The organism is Lactobacillus sp. PV012 (assembly GCF_014522325.1).
Classification (GTDB): Bacteria; Bacillota; Bacilli; order Lactobacillales; family Lactobacillaceae; genus Lactobacillus.
Genome location: NZ_CP041983.1, coordinates 967,126 through 985,530, shown reverse-complemented (window position 1 = coordinate 985,530; position 18,405 = coordinate 967,126). Strand labels below are relative to the sequence as shown.

Annotated in this window: 23 protein-coding genes; 19 read left to right on the top strand and 4 right to left on the bottom strand. The window is 32.6% G+C overall.

The window, feature by feature from the left end; all coding sequences use genetic code 11:
* The first annotated feature begins 6 nt into the window (after positions 1-6).
* Together FP433_RS04875 and FP433_RS04870 are read left to right on the top strand one after the other, a co-directional pair.
* Entirely contained in the window at positions 7-978 is a 972-nt protein-coding gene (locus tag FP433_RS04875) for a Gfo/Idh/MocA family protein (protein ID WP_265484346.1), read from the top strand.
* A 92-nt stretch (positions 979-1,070) separates the two neighbouring features.
* A complete protein-coding gene (locus FP433_RS04870; RefSeq protein ID WP_265484348.1) occupies positions 1,071-1,280 on the top strand; it encodes a hypothetical protein in 210 nt (69 codons plus the stop codon).
* A gap of 54 nt (positions 1,281-1,334) precedes the next feature.
* On the opposite strand, the gene FP433_RS04865 is transcribed toward FP433_RS04870, so the two are convergent.
* A complete protein-coding gene (locus FP433_RS04865; protein ID WP_265484350.1) occupies positions 1,335-1,913 on the bottom strand; it encodes a DUF4811 domain-containing protein in 579 nt (192 codons plus the stop codon).
* Entirely contained in the window at positions 1,913-3,385 is a 1,473-nt protein-coding gene (locus tag FP433_RS04860; RefSeq protein ID WP_265484352.1) for an MDR family MFS transporter, read from the bottom strand. The genes FP433_RS04865 and FP433_RS04860 overlap by 1 nt, the downstream gene beginning before the upstream one ends.
* Positions 3,386-3,557: 172 nt before the next feature.
* Between FP433_RS04860 and FP433_RS04855 the strand changes: the two genes are divergently transcribed.
* The 17 genes from FP433_RS04855 (at position 3,558) to FP433_RS04775 (ending at position 16,677) form a co-directional block, all read left to right on the top strand.
* Positions 3,558-3,995, top strand: coding sequence for a MerR family transcriptional regulator (locus FP433_RS04855; RefSeq protein WP_265484354.1), 438 nt, complete (start codon positions 3,558-3,560; stop codon positions 3,993-3,995).
* An 89-nt stretch (positions 3,996-4,084) separates the two neighbouring features.
* Positions 4,085-4,306: a hypothetical protein gene (locus FP433_RS04850; protein WP_265486517.1), complete on the top strand. Its 222-nt coding sequence runs from the start codon at positions 4,085-4,087 to the stop codon at positions 4,304-4,306.
* 29 nt (positions 4,307-4,335) lie between these two features.
* Entirely contained in the window at positions 4,336-4,737 is a 402-nt protein-coding gene (locus FP433_RS04845; protein WP_265486516.1) for a hypothetical protein, read from the top strand.
* 91 nt (positions 4,738-4,828) lie between these two features.
* Positions 4,829-5,116 carry a hypothetical protein gene (locus tag FP433_RS04840; RefSeq protein ID WP_265484358.1) on the top strand — a complete coding sequence of 96 codons (288 nt, stop codon included), beginning with the start codon at positions 4,829-4,831 and terminating at the stop codon, positions 5,114-5,116.
* Between the two features lie 8 nt (positions 5,117-5,124).
* A complete protein-coding gene (locus tag FP433_RS04835) occupies positions 5,125-6,054 on the top strand; it encodes a hypothetical protein (RefSeq protein ID WP_265484360.1) in 930 nt (309 codons plus the stop codon).
* Positions 6,055-6,155: 101 nt separating this feature from the next.
* A complete protein-coding gene (locus FP433_RS04830; RefSeq protein WP_265484362.1) occupies positions 6,156-7,985 on the top strand; it encodes a nuclease-related domain-containing protein in 1,830 nt (609 codons plus the stop codon).
* The gene (locus FP433_RS04825) at positions 7,978-8,208 is read left to right on the top strand and encodes a hypothetical protein (protein WP_265484364.1); all 231 of its coding nucleotides are present in this window, start codon (positions 7,978-7,980) and stop codon (positions 8,206-8,208) included. Before FP433_RS04830 ends, FP433_RS04825 begins: the two co-directional genes overlap by 8 nt.
* A gap of 78 nt (positions 8,209-8,286) precedes the next feature.
* A complete protein-coding gene (locus tag FP433_RS04820; RefSeq protein WP_265484366.1) occupies positions 8,287-8,682 on the top strand; it encodes a hypothetical protein in 396 nt (131 codons plus the stop codon).
* A gap of 48 nt (positions 8,683-8,730) precedes the next feature.
* Entirely contained in the window at positions 8,731-9,105 is a 375-nt protein-coding gene (locus tag FP433_RS04815) for a DUF1828 domain-containing protein (RefSeq protein WP_265484368.1), read from the top strand.
* A 222-nt stretch (positions 9,106-9,327) separates the two neighbouring features.
* On the top strand, positions 9,328-9,660 hold the full coding sequence (locus FP433_RS04810; protein ID WP_265484370.1) for a hypothetical protein: 333 nt from the start codon (positions 9,328-9,330) through the stop codon (positions 9,658-9,660).
* 4 nt (positions 9,661-9,664) lie between these two features.
* On the top strand, positions 9,665-9,859 hold the full coding sequence (locus FP433_RS04805) for a helix-turn-helix domain-containing protein (RefSeq protein ID WP_265484372.1): 195 nt from the start codon (positions 9,665-9,667) through the stop codon (positions 9,857-9,859).
* Between the two features lie 24 nt (positions 9,860-9,883).
* A complete protein-coding gene (locus tag FP433_RS04800; protein WP_265486515.1) occupies positions 9,884-10,525 on the top strand; it encodes a helix-turn-helix domain-containing protein in 642 nt (213 codons plus the stop codon).
* A 2-nt stretch (positions 10,526-10,527) separates the two neighbouring features.
* Positions 10,528-12,336 carry a DUF2971 domain-containing protein gene (locus FP433_RS04795; RefSeq protein WP_265484376.1) on the top strand — a complete coding sequence of 603 codons (1,809 nt, stop codon included), beginning with the start codon at positions 10,528-10,530 and terminating at the stop codon, positions 12,334-12,336.
* Positions 12,337-12,354: 18 nt separating this feature from the next.
* On the top strand, positions 12,355-12,942 hold the full coding sequence (locus tag FP433_RS04790) for a hypothetical protein (RefSeq protein ID WP_265484378.1): 588 nt from the start codon (positions 12,355-12,357) through the stop codon (positions 12,940-12,942).
* Between the two features lie 18 nt (positions 12,943-12,960).
* Complete coding sequence (locus FP433_RS04785; protein WP_265484380.1) at positions 12,961-13,380, top strand: hypothetical protein; 420 nt, start codon at positions 12,961-12,963, stop codon at positions 13,378-13,380.
* 30 nt (positions 13,381-13,410) lie between these two features.
* The gene (locus tag FP433_RS04780) at positions 13,411-14,292 is read left to right on the top strand and encodes a hypothetical protein (RefSeq protein ID WP_265484383.1); all 882 of its coding nucleotides are present in this window, start codon (positions 13,411-13,413) and stop codon (positions 14,290-14,292) included.
* Positions 14,293-14,430: 138 nt separating this feature from the next.
* Complete coding sequence (locus tag FP433_RS04775) at positions 14,431-16,677, top strand: hypothetical protein (RefSeq protein ID WP_265486514.1); 2,247 nt, start codon at positions 14,431-14,433, stop codon at positions 16,675-16,677.
* 81 nt (positions 16,678-16,758) lie between these two features.
* On the opposite strand, the gene FP433_RS04770 is transcribed toward FP433_RS04775, so the two are convergent.
* Together FP433_RS04770 and FP433_RS04765 are read right to left on the bottom strand one after the other, a co-directional pair.
* Entirely contained in the window at positions 16,759-16,896 is a 138-nt protein-coding gene (locus FP433_RS04770; RefSeq protein WP_265484630.1) for an SPJ_0845 family protein, read from the bottom strand.
* Between the two features lie 87 nt (positions 16,897-16,983).
* Positions 16,984-18,345, bottom strand: a complete 1,362-nt coding sequence (locus FP433_RS04765; RefSeq protein WP_265484387.1) for an APC family permease — start codon at positions 18,343-18,345, stop codon at positions 16,984-16,986.
* Between the last annotated feature and the right edge of the window lie 60 nt (positions 18,346-18,405).

The window sequence follows — 18,405 nt, the reverse complement described above, 5'->3', positions numbered from 1 at the left end:
AAGATAATGAAGTTATTAGTAGCAGGATCAGGATTCATTGTGCATGATTGGCTAAAAATTGCTAAAGAAATAAAGGGAATTGAGCTAGTAGGAATTACTGGACGTAATGAATCAGTAATGAAAGAACTCCAAGTTGAATATGGAATTAAAAAGATCTATTTGGATTATGATGAAGCTTTAAGGGAGGCAGATATTGATACAGTTTATATTGCAGTACCTAACCTTCTCCACTATGCTTATGCTAAAAAAGCATTAGATGCTAATAAAAATGTAATCTGTGAAAAGCCATTTACAGTTTACTATGATCAATTAAAAGAATTGCAAGGACAAGCTTTAGCTAAAGATTTAGTACTAGTTGAAGCAATTACTAACCAATATTTAACTAACTACAAGAAAATCAAAGAAAATCTAAAAGACTTGGGTCCAGTTAGAATTGTTTCGATGAACTTTTCACAATATTCTCACCGCTATGATGACTTCAAAGCAGGAAATATTTTACCAGTTTTTGATCCTAAAAAAGCTGGCGGTGCATTAATGGATTTAAATGTTTATAATATTCATTTTGTAGTAGGGTTGTTTGGCAAACCTAAAAAGGTAAATTATTTACCAAACATTCAAAATGGAATTGATACTTCTGGTATTTTAACCATGGACTATGGAGATTTTAAGGCGGTATTGATTGCAGCTAAAGATTGCAGTGCACCAATTACTTCAACTATTGAAGGAGAAAAGGGTTCAATTATTGTTAAAGGACCAACAAATGAATTAAATTCTTTTGAAATCTATCGTGGTCAAGATAAGATTAAAGAAGTAGCTGATAACCCATATACACACCGAATGCGAGAAGAATTTGAAGAATTTAATCGCATGATTGAAGAACATGATATGGCTGAAGTTAAAAAACGTCTTGACCATAGTGATGCAGTAATGGATGTAGTAGAAAAAGCTTATGTTCAAGCTGGCCTAAAGTTAGGATAGATTTGCTAAGTCGTATTAAGTGAATTTCAAAAGCTAAGGGACTATAATAAAAGTGAATTCAGAAATAAAGTTTAATGAATGAGGTGTTAAAAATGAGTAAAAAACTTGGAATCTTTTTAGGTATTACTGGCGCTTTAGTAGGAGCTGCAGCAATTGCACTTGGTGTTAAGAAAGCAAGAGATTACTATGGTACTTTAGAAGATGAAAATGGTGATGTCATTGAAGAAGGCACACTTTCAACTCCTGAAGAAGAAACTGATGATGACGAAGATATCACAGTTGAAGCTCCTAAAGAAGATTAATGCTACTAAAAAGGAAGTTAGCTCTTAATTGAGTTAACTTCCTTTTTAGTTGGTTCATTTTTGAGCTTTTTGAGCAGCTAGTTGCTTTTTCTTCATTAAAGCTGCTTGAGCTTGCATTTTCTTTTGGAGTTCTTGAGCTTGTTTGACAGAAAGAACTTTCCAGTTTTTAGGAACGTAGAAAGTATATTTACGTTCTTTTAATTCATTGTTGTGACCAAAAATTTCAAATAAAATTTTATTCCAGTCATTTTTATAGGTATAACGAGTAGTAGTAATTTTTAATCTAGGAGTGGCTCCTTGTTTGACCTCAACTTTCATTTTATCGGTTTTGATAGCTTGAGGCTTGTTTTGTTTATCGCTCGTCTTATAAAGATAAATTTTTTCGGTTCCATTACCAAGAGGTTGGTAAAGTAAAAGGGGTAGTTGAGGACTAGCGCTAGATGAAAGAGTAGTAGTATGAGTTTGAACTTTTTCTTTCATACCGTAGTGGCTGCAATCATGGAGGGTGATCCCAGCAATTGAAAGGCCAACAAAAATTAGAGCTATCCAAGCAAGCAGAGTATGAGCTTTGCCAGAGATGACATTAAAGTAAATAAATAAGATGGCCGCTACAATTAAAATGGCAATAATCATTATTGTTGGCCTCCTTTCTCGATTTCACGAGCACGGTTACCTTTCTTTAAGAAGAAAGTAAGAATTAAGGCAATTAAAGCAAAGACAATACTAATTGCAAATGAAGCTCTAAATCCAGCTAAAGTGGCATTGATAGCATCATTTTTATATTGAAGTGGTGAAGTATGAAGTAAATGCTTAGTTGGCATATTATTCTTGGTAGTAGTAGTTAATACCGAAACCAAGATAGCAGTACCAATTGAACTCAATACTTGTCTAAAGGTATTGTTAACTGCAGTACCATGAGACATTTTATTAAGAGGAAGTGAGTTCATCCCTGAAGTAGTTACGTTCATCATGACTAAAGCTACTCCAACCATCCGGACGGCATACAAGATGGTAATCATGGTATAAGAACTATTATCAGTCAAGAAGATGAAAGGAATTGTTCCTAAAGTAAGTAAAACCATCCCCGTAATTGCCATCTTGCGCGCACCATATCTATCGAAAATACGACCACTAATTGGAGCCATAATCCCGATCATTAACGCACCAGGCAGTAACATTAATCCTGAACGGAAGGCTGAAATTCCACGTAAGTTTTGTAAATAAAGTGGTAACACCATTTCAATTCCAACCATTGCCAAGTTGGTAATTCCACTTAAAGCAGCAGCCAAAGAAAATTCAAAATGTTTGAAGACGGTAATATCTAAAAATGGAACTTTCATTCTTAGTTGACGAATTCCAAATAAGATTACAAAAATTGTCCCAAAAATTATAAAGCCTAAAATTTCGGGATTAGTCCAACCTTTATTACCAGCTTCGGAAAAACCGTATAATAAACTTCCAAAGCCAAAAGTTGAAGTTACAACTGACCAAATGTCAATTTTTTCATCTTTAGTAGGTAAGACATCTTTAATTAAAAAGAAGGCCAAAATGACTACTAAACCAGCGATTGGAGCAATAATGCTAAATAAGTATCGCCAAGAAAGGTTGTCAACAATCCAACCGGATAAAGTAGGACCAATAGCTGGTGCTAGTCCAATAACGATTCCCACCGTTCCCATGGCAGCACCACGTTTATCAGGTGGGAAAATAGTTAACATAATAGTTTGAAGTAGTGGCATAGTTACACCAACTCCTAGTCCTTGAATAATTCTTCCGGCAAGTAAAGTACCAAAGTTAGGAGCAATCGCAGCAATCACAGTTCCAGTAAAGAAAACAGACATTGCTGTTAAGTACATTTTGCGAGAACCAAAACGGTTAATTAGCCACGCAGAAATTGGAATCATAACCCCATTAACTAATAGAAATGAGGTAGAAAGCCATTCAGCAGTGGCAGTTGATAAATCAAAAGTTCTCATAATTGAAGGTAGGGCAGTTGATAAAAGTGTACCATTTAGTACGGTACAAAATGATCCTACAATCAACACAAGAACTAAGAGATTTCTATTATAACTTTTTCCATGAATATCAGTAGGAGTTGAGTTCAATAGGAGTCCTTCTTTCTAATTTAATATAAAGTCCACTATTTAATTTAGCATTTTTAAATAAAATGTCAAATTATCTTACAAATAAGTTATACAAATTAACAATAATGTTGCATAATTTATCAAAACAATTTAAAATGGGGCTTAAGATTAATACAATTAGAGAGGAATAATAATGGAATTAAAAGATACCTTCTTTTCTTTGGCCCATAATACTGGAATTAGCATTGGAGAAGTTAGTAATGTGGTAGGTGTATCGCCAAGACAATTGCGCTATTGGGAGCAAAAAGGTTATATTGCACCTTTAAAAGAAAATAGTGGAGTGAGAAGATATAACTTAATTACAGTATATTTTATAGCAATTATTAAACATAATTTAGATGAGGGATATACCTTAGCAGCAGCTTATGAAAGAGCTAAGGATGTTAAAGTTAAAAGAAAGATAATGAGTAAATTTTTCAAAAATGAATTTGAAGAATTAAAAATTACTGATCCTGAAAAAGGATATGGTGAAATCGAAATTGGCGATGTCAGTGATAATACTGGAAAAGAATATGAGTTAAAAGCAATTGTAGATGAAAAAGGAAGTTATTATAAATTAATTGCTCGCTAGATAAGTGAAAATAGCAAAAAAGGAAGAATAAAATCCACTGTTTTTGGTATGATTAATATAACGAACGCTAAATAAAAGGAATTTTAACAATGTATGATTACCGTAATGATGTCATTAACTTAATGAAATCAACCACAGCTAGCCAGCAGTCACTTAGTCAGAGCATTCAGGCTTTAGATTTGATTGTAAAAGTATATCAAGATTCACTTAAACAAAAGCCAACACTAGAAAAAATGTTAAGCTGCCTGCAAAGAAATCAAAAGTTAAAGATTCTCAAAAAAGTAAATCCTTTCCTAAACAACATCACTTAAATGAACAGTTACATAGTAATGTGTTGTACGTGCCCCAATTAGATTTTAATTTGCATCATAAACAAGTGGCTTTAGTCTATGCTCAAGATAAAATTGGCCGAATTGGTCAAAAAATAATTAAGGCTCATAATGGGCAAGTAAGGCTTTTAGGCAATGAGGCAAAAGAAACAATTACATCTGCAATTGCTGGTGCAGAAATAGTGATTGTGGTCAAAGATAATATTAGTTCAGAAATTTATGAAAAATTAAGAAAGTATCACCAAGAGAAAAAATTAAATTTATTCATTGCTAAGACTGCTAGTTCGATTGAGATCGAAAAGGCCCTCTATAGAGCAGAAAACAAGTTGTCAGCGCTAGACAAAATTAATATTAAATATCCTTCTGCAAATTTAAATTCTCTTCTTTTAGCATCAAAAGGACAGCAAAAATAAAAGGCTCCTTTTGAATCGACAAGCATTTATCTCAAAAAAATGCTACAATTATATACGATATCTGGAAGAAATTTAAAGGAGTAAGGATTTTATGGGAGACTATTCGTTACCATTTTTAATGATGATAGCCAAAAACATGAAAGCTCATAAATTTACTAATGTGGATATTGCCTATCTCTTAGTAACAATTTTTAGAGCATCAGGACAAGAAGCTGAAATGATTACTGACAGTGATTTAGAAGGAATTCAAACGCCTGATGATTTAAATATTGGTTATGAATTGTTTTCAAATGTAGCAAAAGGTGGCACCAGTGGTAACCTTGATTTAAGAAAATATGTTGATAAGCTACAAACAATCTATGATCAAGAAGATAAATAATTAAAATTATGTTTTCTTTGAATTATCAAGAACAAATATATCTAGCTTTTGGCCTAGCGCTAGGAGCTATTTTTCTAGCAATAGTTTTTACATCTTATGCGGTTAAAAGCAAAAGAAAGCTAGCTTTAAGTGGGGGAATAGTTTTACTCTTGATTGCTTTAGGATCAGGTTATCAGGGATGGCAAAGTTTTAATAAACTTCATGAGAGCTTGCCACATGCCACATTGTCAGAAACCCGATCAAGTTTTTTTGACGTTGTGGCCAAGCCAGAAGATTATAATGGAGAAAACTATCAATTTAAAACTGATCAAGCAGGAGACTATACTTTAAAGTTGAAGGGATTAAGAGTCGGAGAAGTTAAAGTTTTATCTGGTAACAAGACAGGTTTTAATCACTTAATCAGAACTGTTAGTGTTGAGCCTAATAAGGTAACTAAGATTTCTTTTTCTTTACCTGCTTCCCAACAGGAGCTATTTTTAAATTTGGAAGATAGTCATCGAACTGTAGATGTGATAACTATTTTTAATAATTCAACCGCTTATCGTCAGCATGTGAAAAAGCAAAGTAATTTATTACCAGGAAAAAAGATCAATTTAAACTTGGTTGAGAAAAGAAAACAGTTTTACGTTAATAAAGAACTTCCGCAGATTTCTTATTTAGTTAAGAAAGGGAAGATTAGCGAGCTACGTTATCAAAGTAATAATTTATTATTAGATCCAAAAGATAGTTTGGAATGTATCCAAAAAATATGGAATGAAAATAATCTGCAGTTTACTAAGCAAAGGAAGACGATTAATCAATTTAATCCAACCTTTAAACAAAATTTCAATTTTTATAGTAAAAGATGTCGACAATGGTTTCAGGTAAGGAATTATTTGAAAGATGGAAAATTAAAATATTTTACAATAAAAAGTGGATTAAATGCTGAGTACTCATAAAGTTCAATAATATTGAGTAAGTAACGTGGCTGTTAAGTAAAAATCTTGCTATAATTTTAATAGGAAGATTTAATCTTAAATTCTAGAAAGAAATTAAAGCAATGAAATTAAAAGGATCACTTAATAGTTGGAAAGTGATTGTAGTTTTAGGTTTGATTACGCTGCTTTTATTTTTAAAAAATAAATTTTTAGTAGATTTAGGGGCAATTCTATTAGGAGCAATAGTATATTGGGCAAGCTCATATTTAGTTAAAGATAAAGGAAATTTAGCTAAACAAGAACAACGTGTTACTCAGCTTCAAGAAAAAATTGGCTCTTTAAAAAAGGAACAAACAAAGGAATTAGAACAAATTGATGAGCAAGAAAATAAGTTGGTTTCTAATTTAAAGAAACGACACTTTCCTTATCAATTCCCTAATTCGGAAGATCTTTCAGTTCAAACCTATGAAATTTCTACTTATCACAATCAGCAAACTTTAGTAATTCGTAAAATATATGATGCTAAAAGTTTAAAATACCAACTCATTTACAATAGCAAAGGTCATATTTTACAATTTTGGCATTTTTTAACGCCTGATACTTATACCAGAGTAGACTTTAGAGAAAATCCACCTAAATTTGAATATCATTCAAACTATCAAGGTACAATTGACCTTCATAACTTACCAGCAAAGGAAACTATTGAGGCGCAACTTACTTCAAAGAACTGGTATTACCAACAATTGAAGAATAAGTTGCATCATCAAGTGGTAGTTATTAAGAAGATTCAAGATGCAGCTAGTAATTGGTTTTTAAGAAAAGATAGTGACGGTCATTGGTTTAAAGATGATTTGGCTAATAAGTCCTTAATTAATGCTGAGACAGTTAGTCGAAAATATTTTGGTCTAGATCATGATAATAATTTGTCAAAAGATAATATTTTAGGCTTAAAAGAAGTACAAAAGTATTACCTTGCTTTAAATAAGGAACTTGCTGAATTTAATAAGTTAAAAGAGCAGAATTTTAAAACTTTAGATCTAGTGTTACCAGAAAAAACCTTAGAACTAACTGAACATGATATTACTAGTTTAAGTAATAAGTATGCTGGTGAACTAGGTGAATTATTAGTTGACAAGAAGTTACGCCAAATTGGACAAGGAAAATATATTGGCCACAATGTGATTCTGCCCTATCCTTATGATAATAAGGGACCATCTTTAAATAGTAATCAAATTGATAACTTAGTTGTTTCTAATAAGGGAATTTTCTGTATTGAAACTAAAGTAAGAACAATTACTTCTCGTTTATATAATGTAAGTAGTGGTTATCAAGATATTAGTAGTCAAATTGCCAAGCACAGGGATGCGATTGGTTATGCACTTCGAAAGTCTGATAATCCTGTTATCAAAAACTTACTTAAAAAACCTGCAGGTCAATATCTAGTTCATAATTTAGTAGTATTCATTAGTAGAAGTAAGCAAAACTTCACCTTTAAAAATAGTGAACTCTATACTCAAAAAGGTGCCCACGTCTTAAAGTTAGCAGATGTGCAGTTAGTAGTCTCTAACGGTGTGAAGACAGATGTGCCAGTGAGTTTAACTGATGAAGAAGTTAAAGCAATTGGTGAGGTATTGATTGAAAAAAGTAAAGATCGTGCTAATAAAGGCCATGCAGGTAACTTGGTCTTTTGGGGTGGGGAAGTTACTGATAAGGAATTCAAAGAGATTATTAATAAGGTAACTTCTTTAACAAAAGAATTGCAAACTTTGAATGAAGCTTTAAAACACTTAATTGGACTTGAACATGAACTTGAAACTTTAAAGGCTCAAGAAGATGCATTAAAAGAGGTGAAAGCAGTCGATAAAGGATTTGCTCAAGCAAAAGCATATTACAATAATCAATTACAAACTCATGATTATACCTTTATTGATGCGATAACTAAAAATGAATGATATTGAAACAGAAGTAGCAAAATACCAAAAACTCCAACAACAAAAGCAAAATGTTACGACAAAATACGAACCTTTAATTGCGCAAGAACAAAATAAGTTGGTAAAGGAAGAAAAAAATTATCAAAAACTAGTTAAAGCTCATCAAGGAAGTGAAAACCTTCCTATTGTTATTGCACTAGCAGTGATGGTGATAGTACTTGTAATTGGGAGTGGATTATTTTAACATTAAAAATCCTTTTAATTCTTTTTTCGCTAAAGAATGATTATAATAAAGAAAGAGAGTTATAAAGGAGTGATTAAAATGGAAGATCCATTAATTTCATTATTAGACAATTATTGGAAAGATTGGGATGATACCCGTTTTTCTATTGAGCCAACAGAAACTGATGAATATATTATTTATACTGATAATGTTAACGGTTTAGGAAACGGAATTAATTTTTACTTGACTCCACATGAAGATAATACTTTTACATTATCAGATCGTGATTTAACTAGTTACCATATTGCTCGTTCATTAGCTAATGTCCAAGATTTAGCACAACAATTAGCTGCCCTCGCTGCTAATTACGGAGTGGCAATGAATGCACGCGGTGAGTTTGTAAAAGAAAGAATTAAAGCTGAAGAGTTATCAGATGCTTTGAATGAATTTACAGATTTGCTAGTTAGAGAAATGGATTTAGCAAGAAGATTTTAATTAGAGTCTCGGATAAAACCGAGACTTTTTTAGTAGAAAGGGAGAGTCATGGAATTAGAAGAATTGAAGCAAGTAGGGGTTGATTGGTTTAATAAGCGGGTGAAGTTGGTTGAGGCAGGGGATGCAATTGAAGTTACTACACCATTGATTGGCTCATATGGAGATAACTTGTATGCTTGGGTAGAGCAAATAGAGGATTATTATCGAATTAGTGATGATGGCCAATTAATGTTTAAGTTAGATCCGCTTCAGGAAAATTATGATTTGTTGGAAGAGGCGGAAGATATTGTAGTTGGGTCTGGTTTTGACTTTGATGAACAACATGGGGTAATTTTCATCGAAGTTGAGGATTTGGTCAATGTCCCAGATGCAATTAGTGATTTATTGCAGTTGCAAATTGCTTTGAGCTATTTAGGAAACTAAAATAATTAGATGATTAAAATAACACCATTTTGGAAGATTTTCTGAAATGGTGTTTTTTGTTACACATTTTGTGTAGATTAATTAAATTTTGGTTTTTAAAATGTTGAAATTACGCGATTTGTAGCTGCTTAAGTAGTAAAAAAGTGAACTTGACAAGAATAACTGAGGGGGGGGGTAGAATGGGCACTATAAACTTTAAATTTATAAAATATGGAGGAGTTTATGAGCTCAGGTCAATTTATGTTGGGAGTATTATTTTTAACCATTGCATTAGGAGTTATGTTAATGGAAATAAGTGATCGATTTGTTTTAAAGCATCCAACTTATCGTCGGATGAAAGAAATGAGGGCAATTCTTTTGGTATATAGAGATATCGCCACAATTATTTTATTACCTGCTTTTTTAACTTTTTTTACTGAAATCCCTGATATATCGCAACAGTTGTGGATGATGGGGTTCATGATATGTGTATTGGCTTTAGATTGGTGGTTAATTCGAACACTTGAAGAAAGTTACACAGTAGAAGATGTGAATAAATTTATCAAAGGAAATTAAAAGTATGGATATTGGTCAACGACTCAAGCAATTCAGAATATTGTTAGGATGCAAGCAAGAAGAATTTGTTAAGGGAATCATGAGTGAATCTTATTATTCAAAAATTGAAAGAGGAATAGGAGAAATTAGAATTACAGCTCTAATTGCCATTTTGAATAAAAATAGAATTTCTTTGCAAGATTTTTTTGGAGAAGTTTGAGGGAGTAAGTAGGAGCAGCAAAAAGTGAGGATTAATAAAAAGGTATTAGAACTAAGACAAACTCTTGGAATTACTCAAGGAGAATTTACTGAAGGGGTAGTGAGTACGCCGACGCTATCAAGAGTTGAAAGAGATGAAAATCCGCTATCTGCTAATGCTCTTGTAAAGATACTTAAAAATAAAAATATCTCTGTTATTGAGTTTTTACAAGAATTTTCGCCAGTGTTATTTGGAATTAAAGATTATCAAAAGCAATTGCTAAGCTATTTTTTAAACCAAGATCTCCCTAAATTAAAAGAGTTGGCAAAAAAGATACCTAGTAAACACGGGCTGCTAACTTATTTGGTGCAAGATATGGTTTTAACGCTAGAAGGTAGTCCTGTTAAAAACGAAGATAGAAGTTACAAAATACTTAAAGGCATTGATAAATTTAATGATGCACTTCTTTGGTGTGTTTTGGTAAGTGTAAAAATTTATAAAAATAAAAATTGGAATATGGTGGTTGATAAAGTATTAGATATTAAGAATATTTATAAGATATCACAAAAAACCAAGGTACTTTTAATTCAGATAGCTACTGAGTGTTTATTTAATACAGAAGATACGTTTACAAGAGATGCAGCGAATGAGCTCTTACAAAAGCTATCAATAGTAGAGAAGGAATAAGTATGGAACAGATAGTTGATAATATTATGTTGGTAAATAGTAAGGATGAAATAGAGTATGAAGAGGCTGGGACATTTTTCTTAGAGCAGATTTCTTGGAATGATTATGGTTGGAGTACAAATTACAGTTTATACTACCAGTCAGCCGATAATTTAATTGGCAGAATAAAAGTAGTGAAAATTGTAGATGAAGAAATTAATGAAGATCTCTTGGCACTCTCTGAGTATCAGGGACTTATAGATAATTTTTTTATGATTGGAGATAGCCCGGAGGTTTATAAAAATTTAATAGATTTGATGGAGTTAGAAGAGGCAAAAGATTTTTTGAAAACAATGGGGGATTTAGCCTTAACTCCAACTTTGTATGACGATCTCTTGAGCTTTAAAGATAAGGGTAAAAGTTTATTAAGTAATTCATTTTTTCGTTATCCACGAACTAGAATTATGTTTAGTTTTTACAGACTTTTTCGAAAAAATGAGCATGATCAAAAATGGATTGACCTTACTTTAGAAGAATTAGCAAAGCAATTAACACCAGATTTGTTAGGTGAAATAGGTAATCTTCTTGAAGATGTAGATGGGCAATTTGAAGAATTAAATGATAATTTAAAAGCCGAATGGGATGATGGGGAAAAAGAGCTGAAAAATGTAGTAATTAATATAATTGGTGCAATTTTAAAAAATAGTTCTAAATTTGACATAAAAAAGTATGAAAAGAATGATATTTTTTCTCTTACAGATGGAATGTTAATGGATTTAATGGATTATAGTGAGAAAAATGAAATAAGGATTGAGAAAGAGGCAAAAGATTTTGTTGATAAATTGGAGACGATAGAAGTCTTTAATCAAAATAATGAATTAGTAACATTATTTAATAATTTGAAAAAAGGTTCCACTCTAATAAATGATATAAGAAATATTTTAACTTTAAATTGGAGTGAGATTGAAAATGTGGAGGAAAGAAAACTAGGACAATATACATCAGCAGAAAATCTAAAATATCTTATAAATAAAGAACATGAAATAGATGCTAATAATAATCCGGGGATGAGTACTTTAAGATTAACTAATTCTAATCAACTTAATGATCCTAAAGAGGGAAAAATTTTCTGGGAAATTTTAGATAAGATGAGCAAGAAAGAAGAAGGTGAAGTACCAGGAAGTTCACAAGAGGATTATGAAGCAAGTGATATCTTTCTTTCTTCTACAACTGCGGCAATTGATATCTTACCTATGTGGAAACAATATGCAAATGATGGTAAAGGATTATTTCTGAAATATTCATCAGATTACATTAAAAAATTGTGTAACAGTGGGCTTGTTCAAGTACGACGAGTTTGTTATTTAGACTGGAAAGATACAGGTGACTTTAATTTGAAACTAGCATCTTTTCCGGGAGAAGATGTGAGGGAAAAAGAAGCAGATCTAAAGGAAAAATTCCAGTCTTTAAAAGAGTTGAGTAATTTAGCATCTATCAAAGATATTATCTATTCTTTTAAACGAATGGAATATTCTTATGAAAATGAATTTAGAATTTTTATAAATTTGGAAAATATAGAAGATAGGGATGAAAGAGTATTCTTTGATGAGAAACCCGGATATCCGGTTCCATTTGTTTATACAACAATTAAAAATAAGGATGTAGAGAAGAATAAGGAAGGGGTGATAGAACAAGACAATGAAAATTTGCCAGTTAATTATGATGAAGTAATTGTAGGACCAATAGCTAAGGATATTGACTACATTGCTCCATATATCAAAGAGTGTGATCGAAAAATAAAGGTGGTTAAGTCAAAAATACAATATAGGTGAGGAAGGAAAAAGTATAAAGTGTCTGCACTATGGATTTATTTAATTATTGGTTATGTAGGAATTGGAATTTCTTTGATATACACTGCAAAAATTAGTAAATATAAGAGAAAAGAAATAGTATTTGGAAAATTTACTAAAACTATTGTAACAATATACATCATTCCAGTACTTTTAAAGCTTATTTCTATTGGAGAGAATTTCCAATTTTCTCAAACATTTCCCCTGATTGCTGAAATAGGACTTGCGATCTGTTTATTAGGAGCAGTTACTAAATTAGAAGAATCATCAGTAGAAAATTTATTAATTCCGTGTAATTATCTGGTAATAAGTGGAGATGATATAGAAGTTTACTCAAAGCGTATAGAGAAAGTAGTTAGTAAAAAGGAGGTAAGAATGCCAGTAACAGATCAAATGATTTGGCTTAAAGTAGGAGAAAATCAAAAGAAGATTTACTTTAGATTGGAAGGCACAGGCATTATATTTTCCCCTACTATAATTAAAGACAAGCAAAATGAGGGGACATATATAGTAAAACCAGCTGAATTGATTCAATTTTCAAAGGAAAAGAATATGTTTCCTTATTTTGAGTTAGTAATTGAAAAGTAATTTTAAAAAGGAGCAAGAATGAAGTTTTTACAATTAACAGCAGTTAGTTATAGCAGTAAATTATGGCTAGTAATTCTAGTGGGATTAATTTTAATTTTAGTTATTACTATTATTATGGGAATAATGTCTAACACTAAACATTCATCTAAGAATATGACGACACGTATAGCTTATTGTAGAATTGTTCAAAATTTAATAACGGTAATTAGTATTCCCACTCTTCTTGAGACTATATTTAAAGATGATATAATTGCTGACAATGTGCTCGCTAGTATAGACCTTGTACTAATGATCCTTGTTTTAATATTAGTATTATACTATGAAGTAAAGTGGGAAAATACGAATATAGATAATGCAAATGCTGAGTCTAAGCAGATAATGATTTCTCCCGATAAAATTTCAATTGATAAAAAAGAAAAATCAAAGGATACCAAATAACACTACCCAAACACTAATGGAGGTTTAAAAATGAAAATTAAAAATGTCGTGAAAAAAGTTACTATTGCAGCCATGCTGGCTACGCCTGCACTCGGCGCTTTCTCTCATTCTGCCGCCCTAGCTGCTAGTTGGGTGCCTAACTCCAAATACTATGTATCTAACCCTGATGATGCTACTAATGAGGACATTTATAATCAGGATGCTGATACCTCTAACCGCAACTTCAAACGCCGCAGCGCTAACATCTATGTCAAAGATAAGTCCATTTTGCCCGCTGTTAAAAAGGCCATCAAACTCTGGGCTCCTAAGTTTAAATTTAAGTTAGTTAAGTCTGCTAAACATGCTAGCCTCACTTCTTCTAAATACGCTAATATTGTGGTTTATGATGATAATAAGGCTGACACTAAAGCAGATAGTCCTCTTGCTGACATTACTACAACTCGTGTTTATGAAGAAAAGAATCCGGAAGTAATTAAGTATACCCATGGTAGTAAATATGGCCCATATGCAGAAATGCGCCTTACTCCTAAGCGGATTAAGTTTCTTAAGAAAAATCCTGGCTGGCAAAACTCTAATATGTTTATGCCTAAAGACTGGAAAAAGAAAGCTTTCACCAATCATATGAATCTTGTTTTACGGTCTAAACATTTAACTGAACAAGGAAAAGTTAATGCGGTAGCTTATCAATTAGGGCGCGCTATTGGATTAGGTGATATAGAACAAGGTGATGACCCTGTTCCAAATTCAGTAAATGAATACGATGATATTATGATGGCTGATCAATGTTCTTACAATAAGAAATGGCGTGTAACTCAAGATAATTTAGATCATATTGATTGGATTTATTCGCATCCTTATACTAGTATTGCTGATAACACTGTTCGTAATGGCTCAGTGGCTGGTGGACTTTAAGACTAAATTTCAAGCATCCCTTATAGGGATGCTTTTTTGTTGTCTAAAATTTACCTTAAACTTTTTTTGTTCTTTTTATAGTTGCTCTTAGAAATTATTTATACTAATTACAATCTCAAATAGAAAGGTTGTAATTATGTGAAAAATCGAAAACGTTTTCAAAAATTCATGTTAAGTGCTGTAGCACTAACAACTTTAATTCCTTTTACATCTCAAACTAGCATTGTTCATGCTAGATGGGCTAACAATTCTTGGACTAAAAATGATCCTTATAATCCACAACGGCCCATCAGAAGTAAATACGGCGTAGCCAAAATAAAGGGTTACAATAATAAATCTAATCCTGCTATTTCACCATATCTTGCCATCGAACAACATAGTAAAAATGGTAGTGCCATGGCGAAATATGTCAAAGATAATGATACTTCTGGTTCTTTAGTAGAAAATAAGAAGATTAGTGGGCAACCATTTGGTGGTACTACCAGCAAATGGAGTAAGTCTAACGAAGCTGGTGAAGGCGATACGCACTGGTGGTACATTTATCACTTGCCTAAAAATGGTTCCAATGCAGGAGCTGGTAAAGTTGGAATGTTTTACAAAAATGCTCTGACTTACTATCCAAATGAAAAAGCTGAAAAAGGTAAGGGTAAGAATAAGACTCAAAAACAGCCTGTCAAGTTAGACGCACGCCTTGTTTGGAATGGCGATTATCACTATCAATACGATAAAAATAAGATGCCTAACCTCAATGTCCACTTTGATTCAAACCACTTAGCTGTCAAAGAACCATACACTGGTGAAGGTAACTTTTCTTTACTTTTAACTTATGCAAGTGGGAAAAAGAAAGGACAACCCTTTAGAGTTAGAAGTGAAGTGGCCCAAACTGATATAGATTATCAACAAGGGATACTTTTTAACACACCAAGCTACATTATTGTTAATAAAGCTGGTAACGACACTAAACTAAATGCTGGTGTTGACACCAATTACGGTGTAAAGGCTGGTGTCCAAAATGGCGTAGCACGTATCTTTGGTGAGTATGGGCCAACAATTCTTAATAAAAAGAAAGAAAATGCGCGTCAAGGTACTGTTTTAAAGACTGACCCAAGAGGTAGATTCTCTTACATTCCAAAGAAAGCAATGAGTGAATATAATGTAACATTTGTTCACGATTTTAATAATGAAAACTATGGGGCAACTTCTTATAAATGGGCAACGCCTGCTTCTTCATATAACCTAATTAAGACCAAGAATATTAAGAACGATCCTCACCGTAATGCTGATAGTGAAAAGTATAATGCCGATCACGCTCAAGCAGACTACTTTGGTTTTGACTTTGACAAGGGAACATCCCTTCTTTACACTGTACCCGTTGACAAATGGGTTTCTAAAACCGATAACTTTACTAAGCACTCAACTAAAGAGACAATCAGTGATACAGGTAGTGCTTACTTTGATATTCATACTAGCTTAAAAGGGCCCTCAACTGCTTTTCTTAAAGCTGGTAACACTGACAAAAATTACAATGCACTGCCACTAGCAGATGCTATGAATGATAAGAACGATCCTTATCTAGCTGGCACTAAAAAATCTAAATATGCAAAGAAACAACTTGTATTAACTGATTACATTGATCCTAGTTTAGAAGTAGTTAGTGCTAAAGTATATCAAAGTAACTGGGGTGATAAATACGGTAAGCACCGTAAAAATGTTACTGACGACCTTTTCACTGTACAAAAAGACAAGAAAGGCCTTAAGGATAAAAAGGGCTACACTGTAGTTGAAGCTAAAATGAAACCTGAGGCTACTCAAGCAAATAAATCCAATACTTGGTATAAAAACTACCACTTAGTTATTCAAGTTAAACCTAAGCCTGATCAACAACCTGCAGAAGGTAGTATCTACAGCGGTTCTATGGTTGTTAACAACCAAGCATGGTTAAACGGTAAAGACAGTGGTGCAAAAAGTAAACTTATCGTTAAATACAACCACACTGATACAACCACTAAAGGTGACTCGAAAAACGGTTTAACTGCGCACAAGTATGTTTACGCAGCCGATTCCAAGGATCCAACTAAAGTCAAAGATACCGGTGCAGCAGACATGCACGACGGCACTGTTTATCCAAACCAATACTTGTATTACCGGTTACGCTTTAAGCTCAATAACTTTACCCAAGTAGAGAAAAAAGACGGTCACCCGTTAACCAGTAGTGATGGGCAAAAGCTGGTAGATGGCAAATACACATTTCTGCACAAAAAAGTGTTAAAAGATGTGCGATTTTCTTTTCTAACATTTTTACGCGCACATTATGTGCGTATTTTAAGATTTTACGCGCAAAAAGTGTTAGAAAATATGTTAGATTTCCTTTACACACATTTTTAACATCATTTTTGTTATAATTTAACCCAAGATAAGCTATAAGTTAAAAGGGACGCTACCATAAATTGATAGCATCCCTTTTAACTAGTCTTTTTTATCTTTCTTCTTTTTATCTTCATCTTCTGGCTTTTTCTTACCATCTACTTTAGGATCATCTGGCAAGATCGCAAAACGTTCAAAAGCCTTTTCTAAGTCATCATTTTTCTTGAAAGTTAAACCCATTTTAGTCATCCTTTCCCTAATTGTTTATTTAATCATACAAAAAGCAGCCTAACTATTGCAAGAGCTAGGTTGCTTTTTAGTTAATAATTAATCTTTAAAATCTTTATTTCTTAGCGAAGCAAGCCAAGCTTCATGTTTAGCTTCTTTATCTTTGTCCCGATCAATAAAGAAGTAACAACCTGCAGCAATTACGGCAACTGCACTACCAATTAAGAGAGTTTTGGCAGTAAAATTAGTTACCATGTAGCAAGAAATTAAGAGGGCGATAATTGGAATAGTGTATTTTCCTGGAAGTGAAAATCCATGAGTTGGATATTCATTAGTGTGCTTAAACTTAATTACAGCTAAAATAGATGGAACATATTGAACAAATGATGCTAAAACAGTACATGAAACTAAGAATAAGTAACTTTGAGTTGCTAGGGCACCTGATAAAATAGCGGTAAAAATAATACCTACCCAAGGTGCATCATGTTTGTTCTTTTTACCCATCCAACTTGGTAACATATCATGTTCAGTAGCTAAAGAAGCTATTAAAGAAGGGGTGTTGAATGATGCTGAAAATGCTACTCCAAAGATTGAAATTAACATTCCAACAATCATAAAGGCAAAGCCCCATTCACCAACTCCAGTCTTTAAAGCACTAGCAAGTGGGTTAGAGTAACCACCTAACTTAGTTCCTGCAAGTCCAATAGCTACTAATAACATCAAGCAGTCCAAAATAGTAACACTAGTCATAACTGCAATTAAAACTCGAGGAATATTTTTTTCAGGATTTTTCATTTGCTTAGCAGCAATTGGAATAAATGAAAATCCAGTAAATAAATAAAAGATAGGAGTAAAGGCAGCACCGAAGTGTTTAAAAAATGGTCCTACCCCAGTCAAAGCAGCAGCTGGAATAATGTGACTGTAGTTAAACTTTTTAACAAAGAAAACTCCGACTGCAATGAAGACAATCAAAGTAATAATCTTTGCGGCAGCAGAAACATTATTAACAGCTTTTACCCATGATCTACCAAAGAAGTTAATGATAGAAAAAAGTAAAATTAAGAAAATAACTCCTGAGGTGTAAACAACTGGATTGTTAAAGACTGGTAGGAAACTTTTAAGAATAGTAAGCAAAGCTACAACTTCGGCTGACAAAGTAGTACATCCTAAAAACCAGGTAAATATTCCAAGTTCATACCCAGCAAATCTACCAAACGCATTGTAAGAATAAAGCCAAGCAGCTCCAGAACCCTTAAAACGACTTGATAAATCAGCATAACATAAGGCAATCATTGAGACAGTAAGTGCTGTACACAGCAAAACTGCAATTGCCATCAAATTCATATATTTGTAGATCGTAGACGGAAGTAAAAATGTCCCAGATCCAATAACAGCATTAATACCTAAAAAATAGATCGAGATAAACGACAGTTTCTTAGGTACAGAAGTTTGTTCTTTCATTTTCTCTTACCTCTAAATATAAATTATACAAATTCTTGTACCTAATATATATTGTAATAT